Annotated in this window: 10 protein-coding genes; 4 read left to right on the plus strand and 6 right to left on the minus strand. The window is 71.4% G+C overall.

Features of this window, described 5'->3' with window-relative positions:
- Position 1: 1 nt before the first annotated feature.
- The 5 genes from EUA93_RS14905 to EUA93_RS14925 form a co-directional block, all read right to left on the minus strand.
- Positions 2 to 1,900 carry a type II secretion system F family protein gene (locus EUA93_RS14905; RefSeq protein ID WP_129400849.1) on the minus strand — a complete coding sequence of 633 codons (1,899 nt, stop codon included), beginning with the start codon at positions 1,898 to 1,900 and terminating at the stop codon, positions 2 to 4.
- Complete coding sequence (locus EUA93_RS14910; protein ID WP_129400850.1) at positions 1,897 to 3,336, minus strand: TadA family conjugal transfer-associated ATPase; 1,440 nt, start codon at positions 3,334 to 3,336, stop codon at positions 1,897 to 1,899. Before EUA93_RS14910 ends, EUA93_RS14905 begins: the two co-directional genes overlap by 4 nt.
- 1 nt (position 3,337) lies before the next feature.
- Positions 3,338 to 4,576 carry a CpaE/TadZ family protein gene (locus EUA93_RS14915; RefSeq protein ID WP_129400851.1) on the minus strand — a complete coding sequence of 413 codons (1,239 nt, stop codon included), beginning with the start codon at positions 4,574 to 4,576 and terminating at the stop codon, positions 3,338 to 3,340.
- Positions 4,577 to 4,581: 5 nt separating this feature from the next.
- Positions 4,582 to 5,328 carry a Flp pilus assembly protein CpaB gene (gene cpaB, locus EUA93_RS14920; RefSeq protein ID WP_165355167.1) on the minus strand — a complete coding sequence of 249 codons (747 nt, stop codon included), beginning with the start codon at positions 5,326 to 5,328 and terminating at the stop codon, positions 4,582 to 4,584.
- Positions 5,329 to 5,591: 263 nt separating this feature from the next.
- The gene (locus EUA93_RS14925) at positions 5,592 to 7,388 is read right to left on the minus strand and encodes an AMP-dependent synthetase/ligase (RefSeq protein ID WP_129400853.1); all 1,797 of its coding nucleotides are present in this window, start codon (positions 7,386 to 7,388) and stop codon (positions 5,592 to 5,594) included.
- Positions 7,389 to 7,497: 109 nt separating this feature from the next.
- Here EUA93_RS14925 and EUA93_RS14930 point away from each other — a divergent pair, with 109 nt between their 5' ends.
- The 4 genes from EUA93_RS14930 to EUA93_RS14945 are packed head-to-tail and all read left to right on the plus strand — an operon-like array spanning position 7,498 to position 10,538.
- A complete protein-coding gene (locus EUA93_RS14930) occupies positions 7,498 to 7,935 on the plus strand; it encodes an SRPBCC family protein (protein ID WP_129400854.1) in 438 nt (145 codons plus the stop codon).
- Between the two features lie 13 nt (positions 7,936 to 7,948).
- Positions 7,949 to 9,145, plus strand: coding sequence for an ArsA family ATPase (locus tag EUA93_RS14935; protein ID WP_129400855.1), 1,197 nt, complete (start codon positions 7,949 to 7,951; stop codon positions 9,143 to 9,145).
- Positions 9,142 to 9,570: a hypothetical protein gene (locus EUA93_RS14940; RefSeq protein WP_129400856.1), complete on the plus strand. Its 429-nt coding sequence runs from the start codon at positions 9,142 to 9,144 to the stop codon at positions 9,568 to 9,570. Before EUA93_RS14935 ends, EUA93_RS14940 begins: the two co-directional genes overlap by 4 nt.
- Positions 9,567 to 10,538, plus strand: coding sequence for an ROK family protein (locus tag EUA93_RS14945; RefSeq protein WP_129400857.1), 972 nt, complete (start codon positions 9,567 to 9,569; stop codon positions 10,536 to 10,538). The genes EUA93_RS14940 and EUA93_RS14945 overlap by 4 nt, the downstream gene beginning before the upstream one ends.
- On the opposite strand, the gene EUA93_RS14950 is transcribed toward EUA93_RS14945, so the two are convergent.
- Positions 10,523 to 11,761, minus strand: coding sequence for an ornithine cyclodeaminase, nickel-pincer nucleotide-dependent (locus EUA93_RS14950; RefSeq protein ID WP_129400858.1), 1,239 nt, complete (start codon positions 11,759 to 11,761; stop codon positions 10,523 to 10,525). The two genes, EUA93_RS14945 and EUA93_RS14950, sit on opposite strands and share 16 nt — an antisense overlap.
- Positions 11,762 to 11,787: the final 26 nt, after the last annotated feature.

Consider the following 11,787-nt stretch of genomic DNA (forward strand, 5'->3'; position numbering starts at 1 on the left):
GTCAGACCTCCACCGTCGCGAGCTTGGCCATGGCGAACGAACCGAGACCCAGGAGGAACAGGGCCAGCGCCATGATGATGTAACCGGGCACGGTCGTGTAGAGAAGGGCGACGTAGTCCGGGTTCGCGAAGGTCATGTAGAAGAAGATCAGCGGGGGGAGTCCGGTCAGAATGTAACCCGAGAGCCGGCCTTCCGCACTCAGCGCCTTCACCTGGCGGCGCAGGTACTCGCGCTCGCGCAGGGTGTCGGCGACCGTGTGGAGGATCTCGGCGAGGTTGCCGCCGACCTCCCGCTGGATCCGGACGGCCATCACGACCCAGGAGAAGTCGTCGCTCTCCATCCGCTCGGCCACGCCGTCGAGGGCCTCGGTGATGTCGACGCCGAGGCGCTGCTCCACGAGGGCACGCCGCAGCTCGCCGGCCATCGGCTCGTGCCCCTCCCGGACCACGGTGTCGACCGCCTGCGGGAGGGAGAGTCCGGCCTGGAGGCCGCCGGCCATCAGGCCCAGGGTCTGGGCGAGCTGGCCGTTGAACTGGCTGAGCCGACGGCCGTGGCGGAACTTGAGGTAGAACCACGGGACGACCGCACCGAGCAGCACCAGCATCAGGCTGAGCGCGATGCCGCCCATGATGAAGCCGATGACGCCGCCCGCGAAGACGATGCCGGAGTGCACCAGGACCCACTCGGAGGCGGTGAGGGCCGATCCGGCGCCGGAGAGGCGCTGGGAGATCCTGGTCTCGAGGTCGGCGCTGACGAGCTTGTTGGCCACCGACACGGCCGAGCCCTTGAGGTCCGTCGTGGCGGCGGCCTTGCGCTTCTTCTTGCCGGCCTGGGCGCCGCCCGCGCCGTTGAAGTACGCCTCGAGCTGGCGCACCGACTGCGAGCGGTTGTCGCCGGCGCTGATGAACGCCGTGGCGAGGAGGCCGAACAGGCCGATCGCCAGCGCACCGGCACCGACCATCATGCCCGTGTTGCCGACCAGCGACTTGCCGGAGGTCACCACGTCCGGGACGTCGAACCCGGGGCCGAGGGTGGCGAACGCGGTGTCGTGGTAGTCGGTCCCGTCGGCCTTGATCACCACGTCGATGTTGGCGTCCGCGCCGCTGCCTGCAGGCGCCTCGAAGGTGACCAGCAGCTGCTGGGCGAGCGCGTTCGCGCGCTCGTTGAAGACCGAGGTGAGGACCGCCGGGTCGGCCGGGATGACCGAGCCGTCGGTCTCCGTGGCGACGGTGGACAGCTCGTCGCTCCTGGCGCCCTGCACCAGGGAGACCACGTCGACGACGACGTCGGCCTCCTGGGCGGCGATCGTGGCGACGTCGAGCGTCATGTCGCTGCCGGTGTCCGCGCCGTCGGAGAGGACGAGCAGGTTGCGCGCACCGTCCTGGTCGAGCAGCTTCACGCCCTCGACGATGGCGTCGTAGACGTTGGTGCCCTTGCCCAGCGTGACGTCGGCGAGCGCCTGGCGCACCGCCGCGTGGTCCACGGTGGGGGACAGGGTCGTGGTGACCTCGCCCGCGAAGGCGACCAGGCCGATCGCCACGTCCTCGGGCGCGGAGTCGAGGAACGCGTTGATGGCGGTGGTCGCCGCCGCGAACTTCCCCTGCCCCTTCATGCTGTTGCTGGCGTCCAGCACGATGACCGTCGAGCGGTCGATGTCGCCCTGGTCCACGAGCTTCGCGGTCGCCTCGACGGCGCCGCCGTTGAGCTCGACGTAGACCTCGGAGGGGTCGACGGTCGTGCCGGCGGGGAGCTCGTCGGTCGACACGAGGAGGCTCACCGCGCCGCCGTCGGACTCGACGTGGTCGATGGTGATCTCGTCGGCCGCCCACGCGGGCGCGGCCGACATCGCCAGCACCACGCCCGCGGCGACTCCCGCGATCCGTCGGGTGAGCACGTTCATCGGCTGGCGCCGACGGTGAAGACGGCCGGGTTGAGGTGCACGCCGTGGTCGGCGAGCCGCTCGAGGAACCGCGGGCGGAGGCCGGTCGAGGCGAGGTCGCCCTTGAACTTGCCCTGCTCGTCGACGCCGGCGGCGTAGTCGAAGAGGAACACGTCCTGGGTGGTGATGATCTCGCCCTCCATGCCCACGATCTCGGTGATCGCGGTGATGCGTCGGGTGCCGTCCTTCAGACGCGTCTGCTGGATGATCAGGTCGACCGCGCTGGCCACCTGCTCGCGGATGGCCCGCACCGGCAGGTCCATGCCCGCCATGAGGACCATGGTCTCCAGACGCGACAGGGCGTCGCGGGGCGTGTTGGCGTGCAGGGTCGAGATCGAGCCGTCGTGGCCGGTGTTCATCGCCTGGAGCATGTCGAGGGCCGCGGCGTCACGGATCTCACCGACGACGACGCGGTCGGGGCGCATGCGCAGGGAGTTCTTCACGAGGTCGCGGATCGTGACCGCGCCCTTGCCCTCGATGTTCGGCGGGCGGGACTCCAGGCGCAGCACGTGGTCCTGGACGAGCCGGAGCTCGGCCGCGTCCTCGATCGTGACGATGCGCTCGTCGGTCGGGATGAAGGACGACAGCACGTTGAGGGTGGTGGTCTTGCCGGCACCGGTACCACCGGAGACCAGGATGTTGAGACGCCCGCGGACGCAGGCCTCGAGCAGGTCGGCCGACGCGCGGCTCAGCGTGCCGAAGGTGATGAGGTCCTCGACCGTGTAGGGGTCCTCGGAGAACTTGCGGATGGTCAGCTTGGAGCCGTCGAGGGCGAGCGGCGGGATGATCGCGTTGACACGGCTGCCGTCGGGGAGGCGGGCGTCCACCATCGGGCTGGTCTCGTCGACGCGACGGCCGATCTTGCTGACGATCTTGTCGATGGTGCGACGCAGGTGCGCCTCGTCCGCGAACGTCGCGTCGACCTTGACCAGCTTGCCGCTGCGCTCGACGTAGATGTCCTGGAAGGTGTTGACCATGACCTCGGAGAGGTCCGGGTCGCGCAGCAGGGGCTCGAGCGGTCCGTAGCCCAGGATGTCGTCGGCGATCTCCTGCGAGATGCGCGACTTGTCGGCGGACGACATCGGCATGTCCACCTCGGCCAGCGTCGTCTGCAGCGCGAGCCGCACCTGCTGCTCGAGGTCGGACTGCGTCATGTGGGCGTCGTACAGCGTCGGGCCGAGCGAGCTCACCAGGCGCGCGTGCACGACCCGCTTGAGGTCCTTGTAGGGGTCCGACGTAGTCCGGGCGGCGGCGCGGCGACGGCTGGCCTCGCTGGAGTCCACGGTCTTCGCGGGAGTGGTGCTGGTGGGCGCCGCGGCCGCGTCGGCGGGAGCGCCGGGGGCGGTGTCCGACGAGCGCGTGCGGGAGGCGGCGGCGAGGCGGTCGGTGAGGCTCATGTCAGCTCTTCCTCAGGCGGAGACGGCTGGGCTTGCGCCCGGGCTTGGTGCCCGGCGCCGACACGGCGTGTGTCGAGGCCAGGCTGGCGGCGAAGGCCACGAGGGCCTTGCTGTTCGCGTTGCCGGGATAGGCGTTGACGAGGGGCTCGCCGCGGTTGACGGCGGCCAGCACCTCGCGGCTCGACACGAGCGTGGCGTCGGCCTTCAGGCCGAGGGTGGACTCGAACTCGGCGGGCGTGAGGCCGACCTTGGCGTCGGCGCGGTTGAGGACGAACGACCACAGGTCGCGGCTGAAGTTGAGGAGGTCCAGCGTGCTGGTGGCGAGCTTGACGCCCTTGAGCGCCGGGATGTCGAGCGTGCCGACCAGGATGATGCTGTCGGAGCGGTCGAGCGCCGCGAGCGCCTGGTCGTCGAAGACGCCCGAGGTGTCGATCACGATGAACTCGAACATGGCGCGCAGGCCGTCGAGGAGCTGACCGATCTCCTCGCCGGAGGCCTGGTCGGGGGAGTCCAGGTGGACGGGTGCGGCGACCACCGAGAGCCGGTCGGAGTGCTGCGTCAGCAGCGACTCGATCGCACCCTCGTCGATGCCCCCGCGGAAGCCGACCAGGTCGTTGACGTTGCGGGTGGGCGTCAGCTGCAGCATGAGCGCCACGTCGCCACTGTTGACGTCGAGGTCGACCAGGCACACCCGGTGCCCGTGGTCGGCGAGGGCGACGGCGGTGTTGACGGCGACGAGGCTCTTGCCGACGCCACCCTTGGTGGAGAAGACGGTGAAGACCTTGCCCTGGGGTGCCTCGGCGGCGGCGCGCTCGGCCTCGGCCTCGGCGATCATGGACGCCTTCACCTGGGCGGCGGCTGCCTGGGCCTCGCCCTGCATGGTCTGGCCGATGGCGCTGGCGACCGAGCGGGCCCGCTGGACCGCGGTGGTGATGCCCGCCAGGTCCTTGCTCTGGACCACCTCGCGCATGCCGCTGCGCAGCGCGAGGGACAGGGCACCGGCGTCGACGGTGTCGCGCAGCAGGATGACGCCGAGGTCGGGCCGGTTGACCCGGGCCCACTGGGCGAAGCCGGTCGCCTCCTCGGTCGTGATGCCGGGGCCGACGACGACGGCGAACTCCTCAGGTGCGCCCTGGATGTGGGAGTACAGGTCGTCGAGCGCGCCCACGGCCGTCGAGCCGTGGAGCATCGCCTGGAGGATCGCGCGCTGCGCGGGGTCTGTCTCGAGGATGGAGGTCATGGCGATCAGCCCACCGCGGGAGCAGGCGCGCCGGGGACGGCCATCGAGATGTCGGTGCCCTTCTCGTCGACGACCCTGGTCTTGTCGCTGAGGAGCGCGAAGTTGAGGTCTCCGAAGCGGTCGCCCCAGATGAGCTTCTCTGACTCCTTCTGGTTCAGCGCCAGGGTGAGGATCGTCTTCGGGATCGCCTCGGTCGTCTCGGCCCCGGTCTCGTCGGTCACCGTTCGGGACGTCGACGTGGTCGTGCCCACGCCGATCACCGTGACGCGGGTCAGCAGGACCCGGGTGTACTGGGAGGGGGTGGAGACGGTCACGAAGATCGCGACCTCGGAGCCGGGGTTCACGAAGCCGGCGACGCGCTCGGGGTCGGTGAGCTCCACCGACATCGCGAGCTTGTCGTCCGGGATGACCAGGCTCTCGGTGTCGCCGACCGTGCCGAACTTGTCGGCGATCAGCTGCTCGCCGGGGTAGATGTTGCCGGTGGCGACCAGGCCGGTGACGCTGGTCGAGGAGGACAGTGCACCGGGGACCAGGTCCTCGCGGCGGACCTGGGCCTTCTCGAACTTGCCTGCGGACTCGGCGTCGGCGACGGGCTCGCCGGCGTTGACGACCTCCTTGGCGACGAGCACCTCGACGAGCTCCTGGCCCTCGGTGGCGCGGTTGTCGATGCCCTGGACGTACATGACGATGAGCAGGGTGCCGACCAGGGCCGTGATGATGGCCACGGCCAGGAGTACGGAACGACGTGCCATGAGGCATTCCTTCGGTGTCAGGTCCACGGGGGTGTGGATCGAAGAACAACGTGCCGGGAAGGACATCCGATTCGCTGAAGGCGCCTGTGCCACCGTCGCAAGTCCACGAGTGGCCCCGACGTCCCCTCGTGGCACACGACGATAGGTGCGCCCCACCCCTGACGGAGGCTAAGACTGACAAACCACCCGAAGGCAGCATCGGCATAGCCCGTTGTGACTAGTCCGACGTAGTCATGGTCTAGCCCGTGACCGTCGGTCCACGCTCAGCCGAGGTAGAGGGCGTCGATCTCCGTGCGTGCCTCGCGCACCACCACGTTGCGCTTGAGCTTCATGCTCGGGGTGAGCTGGCCGCCCTCCTCGGTCCACTCCCCTGGCAGGATCATGAACTTGCGGATCGACTCGGCCTTGGAGACCGCCTTGTTGGCCTCGTCGACGGCCTCCTGCACGGCGGCCACCAGGTCGGGGTCCTCGACGAGGTCGGCGACGTCGCCGGTCTTGCCGTGCTGCTCGGCCCAGCCGGGGAAGGTCTCGCGGTCGATCGTGACCAGTGCGCCGATGAAGGGCTGGCCGTCGCCGACCACGAGGCACTGGTCGACCAGGGCGTGGGCGCGCAGCCGGTCCTCGAGGACGGCGGGGGCGACGTTCTTGCCCCCGGCGGTCACCAGGATCTCCTTCTTGCGGCCGGTGATGCGCACGAAGCCCTCGTCGTCGACCTCGCCGACGTCGCCGGTGTGGAACCAGCCGTCCGGGTCGAGCGCCTCGGCGGTGGCTTCCTCGTTGCCCCAGTAGCCGGCGAAGACCTGCCCGCCCCGGAACAGCAGCTCGCCGTCGTCGCCGACCCGGACGCTCGTCCCGGGCAGCGGTCGGCCCACGGTGCCGATCTTCGTGGCGTCCGGCAGGTTGGCGCTCAGCGCCGCAGTGGTCTCGGTCAGGCCGTAGCCCTCGAGGACGGTGAGCCCGATGCCCCGGTAGAAGTGCCCGAGGCGGTCGCCGAGCGGCGCGCCGCCGGAGACGGCGTACATGCAGCTCCCGCCGAGCGCCTGGCGCAGCTTGCCGTAGACGAGCTTGTCGAAGACCGCGTGCTGGGCACGCAGGCGCACGGGCACCCTCTTCGCGTCGCGAGCGCGCGACCAGGCGATCGCGGTGTCGGCCGCACGGTCGAAGATCGCGCCCCGACCGTCGGCGGTCGCGCGCTGGGAGGCCGTGTTGAAGACCTTCTCGAACACGCGCGGGACGGCGAGGATGAAGGTCGGCTGGAACTCGCCGAGGTCGGCCACGAGGTTCTTGATGTCGGCGCTGTGCCCCATCCGCGCGCGGCTCTTCACGCAGCCGACCTGGATGATCCGGGCGAAGACGTGGGCCAGGGGCAGGAACAGCAGCGTCGAGGCGTCGTCGGTCTCGAACAGGTCGGCGAGCTCGTCGACGGCGACGCCGAGCTCGAACATGAAGTTGCCGTGGGTGAGCATGCAGCCCTTGGGCTTGCCGGTCGTGCCGCTCGTGTAGATGAGCGTGGCGAGGTCGAGCGGCGTCGCGGACGTGCGGCGCTCCTCGAGCACGTCGTCGGTGATGTCGGAGCCGAGCCGCTGGAGGACGTCGACGGCGTTGTCGGTGATCGACCAGACGTGCTGGAGCTCGGTGAGGTCGCCGGACTCCCGGGCCTCGCGCACCCGCGCGAGGTGGTCGGGGCCCTCGGCGACGACGGCGCGGGCACCGGAGTCCTGGAGGATCCAGCCGACCTGCTCGGCGGAGGAGGTCTCGTAGATCGGGACCGTGACGGCGCCGGCGAACCAGATCGCGTAGTCGAAGAGGGTCCACTCGTAGCGGGTCTTGGAGAGCAGCGCGACGCGGTCGCCGACCTCGACGCCCGCGGCCACGAGGCCCTTGGCGACGGCGCGCACCTCGTCGTGGAACTCGGAGGCGGTGACGTCGACCCAGCCTGCTCCCGTGTTGCGGCTGAAGACCGCGGTGTCACCGGCCTCGCGGGCATTGACGACGACGTCGTCGGTGAGGTTGCCGGTGGTGGGGATGGAGATGGAGAGCGGAGTCGAGAACTCGCGCACGGTGGGACCTCCCGGATCGAACGAATCGCCTGCGAGCGCAGGCTATCGCCCGGGGGCGGGAGCCGAGCACGGCCGGGGCGGCGCGGCAGCGGTGGGCTAGGCTCCGGCCATGGCCGACCAGACCTCTGCATCGATCACGATCGATGCCCCGCCGGCCGACGTCATGGCCGTCATCGCCGACTTCGAGTCCTATCCCGAGTGGGCCAAGGGCATGAAGCAGGTCGAGGTCACGGCGCCCGGGTCCGGTGGCCGGGCCGAGCAGGTCTACTTCGCGCTCGACGTCTCCCCGATCAAGGACGAGTACACCCTCGCCTACGACTGGGACGGCGACCGCGAGGTCACCTGGACCCTCGTCGAGGGCAACATGCTCAAGGCCCTCGACGGTGCCTACACCCTCGTCGACCAGGGCGACGGCACCACCGAGGTCACCTACCGCCTCGCGCTCGACGTCAGCATCCCGCTGATCGGCATGCTCAAGCGCAAGGGCGAGAAGATCCTCATCGACACCGCGCTGAAGGGCCTCAAGAAGCGCGTCGAGACGCTCTGACGCCCGGTCCCGCATGCGGATCCTCCTGTTCACCGGCAAGGGCGGGGTAGGCAAGTCGACCCTCGCCGCCGCCACCGCGTGTGCGAGCGCGGAGGCAGGGCACCGCACGCTCGTGCTCTCGACCGACGCGGCCCACTCCCTGGCGGACGCGCTCGACGTCGAGGCGACCGGGGAGCCGACCGAGGCGGCACCCCACCTCTGGGTGCAGCACGTCGACGCGCAGGAGCGCTTCGAGCGGTCCTGGCGCGACATCCAGGGCTACCTGCTCAGCGTCCTCGACGTCGCCGGCGTGGACCCGGTCGCGGCGGAGGAGCTCACCGTCATCCCCGGCGCCGAGGAGGTGCTGGCGCTCCTCGAGGTGCGTGCGCAGGCCAGGTCGGGGGAGTGGGACGTGCTCGTCGTCGACTGCGCACCGACTGCGGAGACCCTGCGCCTGCTGGCGCTGCCCGAGGCGCTCGGGTGGTACATGACCCGTGTGCTGCCGATGGAGCGGCGGGTGGTGAAGGCGCTCAAGCCGGTGCTCACCCGGGCGGCCGGCGTGCCGATGCCCGGCGACCCGGTGTTCGACGCGATCGAGCGACTGCACGCCGAGCTCGACGACGTACGCACCGTGCTGACCGGCCCGGAGACCTCGGTCCGGCTCGTGCTGACGCCGGAGTCGGTGGTGCTCGCGGAGGCGCGCCGGGCCTACACGTTCCTGACGATGTTCGGCTACCCGGTCGACGCCGCGGTGGTGAACCGCGTCTTCCCCGAGGGCGGCGCCGACGACTGGCGCGCTACCTGGGTCGACGCCCAGCGTCACGTGCTCGCCGACGCCGAGGACTCCTTCGCGGGCCTGGACGTGCGCACCTCGGTCTACCGCTCCGGCGAGCCGGTCGGGCGGGAGGCGTTGCTCGCCCTCGCCCGCGACGTCTACGGCGACGACGACCCGCTCGCGAGCGGGGCACCGCGACCCGCCCTGGACGTACGTCGCTCGGGCGGGAGCGTCGTGCTGTCGCTGCCGTTGCCGCTGGTCACGCGCGACGACGTCGCCCTCGCCCGGAAGGGCGACGAGCTCGTCGTGTCGGTGGCGTCGTATCGTCGCCTCCTGACCCTGCCCTCCGGGCTGGCGCGGCACCGCGTGGCGGGCGCCCGCGTGCGCGACGGGGAGCTCCAGGTGCGGTTCACCGAGGCCGCCGCAGACACCACCGCGACGGAGGAGGCCACGTGAGCGACGACGCCCGTGACCCCGGTGCCGATCCCCGGGTCGGCTCCCTCGGCGACGAGGCCGCCAAGCTCTTCGGCGTGCTGTCCGGCTGGGCGCGCGAGCAGGCGGGCGAGGCCGGGGACGGCCTCTCCGGCCTCGCCGCACACGCCGGCGCGGCCGTCCGTGACCTCGACGAGCACCTCGCGACCGGCTCCACCGAGTGCAGCGTGTGCCCGGTCTGCCGCACGGTCCACGCCGTGCGCCAGCTGAGCCCCGAGGTCAAGGCGCACCTGTCCTCGGCCGTCACCTCCCTGGCGCAGGCGGCCGCGGCGATCCTGGCGACGCCCGACCCGCGGCGCGATCCCTCGAGCGACGTCGAGCGCATCGACCTCGACGACGATGACGGTCCCGAGGACGCGGCGTCGTCGGACTGGCCGGGGGACCGGTGACGGACCGGCCGGGGGTCGTCGTCGGCGTCGACATCGGCGGCACCAAGGTGCTCGCCGGGGTGGTCGGCGCGGACGGTCGGGTCACCTCCACCGCGCGTCGTACGACGCCGGGGCGGCGGGTCGTGACGAGCCAGGTCGAGGACGCCCTGGTGGAGGCCATCGTGGAGTCCGCCGGCGACCGGGAGCTCGTCGGGGTCGGGGTCGCGGCGGCCGGCTTCGTCGACTCGGCGGGCGAGCGGGTGATGTTCGCGCCGCACCTGCCGTGGCAGGGCGAGCCGTTGCGCGACCTGCTGGAGCAGCGCCTCGGCTGTCCGGTGCTGCTCGACAACGACGCCAACTGCGCGGCCCGCGCCGAGGCCCACCACGGTGCCGCCCGCGGTGCGTCGTCCGCCCTGATGATCACCATGGGCACCGGGATCGGCGGGGCCGTGCTGCTCGACGGTCGGGTGCTGCGCGGCGCCAACGGGATGGCCGGCGAGTTCGGCCACATGCAGGTCGTGCCGGGTGGTCGACCGTGCGAGTGCGGGCGCAGCGGGTGCTGGGAGCAGTACTCCTCCGGCAACGCGCTGGTGCGCGACGCGCGTGCCCTCATGGTCGAGCAGCCGTCGGTGCTGGCGGAGATGAGCGAGGGCCACCCGGACCGGGTGACCGGGCCGATGGTGACGACGGCCGCCGAGGCCGGCGACCTGGTCGCCCGGGCCGCCTTCGCCTCGGTCGGCGACTGGCTGGGGGTCGGCACCGCCAACCTCGTCGCCGCGCTCGACCCGGAGGTCGTCGTCATCGGCGGCGGCGTCTCCGCCGCGGGCGACCGGCTCCTCGACCCGGCACGGACGGCGCTCCAGCGCACCCTGGTCGGCGTGGGCCACCGCGTGGTGCCGCGGCTCGTCGGGGCCGAGCTGGGTCCGGAGGCCGGGATGGTCGGCGCCGCGCTGCTCGTGGCCGACCGGGCCGCTCAGCCCCTCCGGTAGTCCGGGACCAGCTCGAGGGCGAGCTGCTCGAGGAAGAGGCCGACGTCGGTGACGATGCCGCGGCCGTGGCTCGTGCCGCGGTCGGCGAGCTTGGTCACGGTGACCGGGTTGAGGTCGACGCACACGAGCGGGACGGTCGCCGGGAGGATGTTGCTGGTCGCCACGGAGTGCAGCTGCGTGGCGAGCATCAGGCAGTAGCCGATGTCGTGGATCTCCGCCCGCATCGCGCGCTGGCCCTCGATCACGTCGGTGTGCACGTCGGGCAGCGGACCGTCGTCGCGGACCGAGCCCACGAGGACGTAGCGCTTCTCGTGGCTGACGAGCGCGTGCATGATCCCGCTGCCCAGGGTCCCGTCGGCCACGGCGGCACCGATCGAGCCGGCCTTGCGGATGGTGTTGAGCGCCCGGACGTGGTGCTCGTGACCGTGCTCGACGCCCTGCGCGGTGTTCATGTCGATGCCGAGGGCGGTGCCGTAGAGCGCCGACTCGATGTCGTGCGTGGCGAGCGCGTTGCCGGCGAAGACCACGTCGACGAAGCCCGCACCGATCAGCGCCACCATCGCAGGCGCGGCACCGGTGTGCACGATGCCCGGCCCGGCGACCCACAGGACCCGCTTGCCGTCGGCCCGGGTCTGGCGCATCGCGTCGGCCACCTGCCGCACCAGCACGGTCTGGGGTCGCTCGTGGGGCGAGTCCGAGGGTGGGCCGAAGGCCTCGCCGAGGGAGGCGGGCGCGGGCACCGACACCTGGATGCCCGAGGCGCCGACGACGATCTGCATCCCGGAGCGCACGTCGGACATCGGGATGGTCCGCACCCGCGGGTCGTCGGTGTCGGACCCGGCCACGAGCAGGCCGCAGTCCATCTCCGGGTTCTCCACGTCGAACCAGCGACCGTCCAGGCAGACCCGGGTCTCGAGGTTCGTGGTCGAGTAGAAGCCGTCGGGGAGCACGCCGTCGAGCTCGGCGTGGGCCAGGACGGCGTTGCCGACCGCGACCTGGTTGACCCCGCGGGTCTGCAGCCGCATCAGCAGGCGCTGGAGGCGACCGTCGTCCTCGGCCTCGATCGAGATGCGCGCCCTGCTCGGGTCGTTGGTCTCGTGCCCGACGTCGAACTTCTCGATGACGTAGTCGCCGCCGTAGTCGCGGATGTCGTCGAGGATCCTGGAGAGGATCCCGCTGTCCATCAGGTGCCCCGTGACCTCGACCGTCTCCCTCGCACCCACGCAGCGACCCTATCCAAGGCCTGCTT

Origin of the sequence: Nocardioides oleivorans (assembly GCF_004137255.1) — a bacterium.
GTDB classification, from domain to species: Bacteria; Actinomycetota; Actinomycetes; order Propionibacteriales; family Nocardioidaceae; genus Nocardioides; species Nocardioides oleivorans.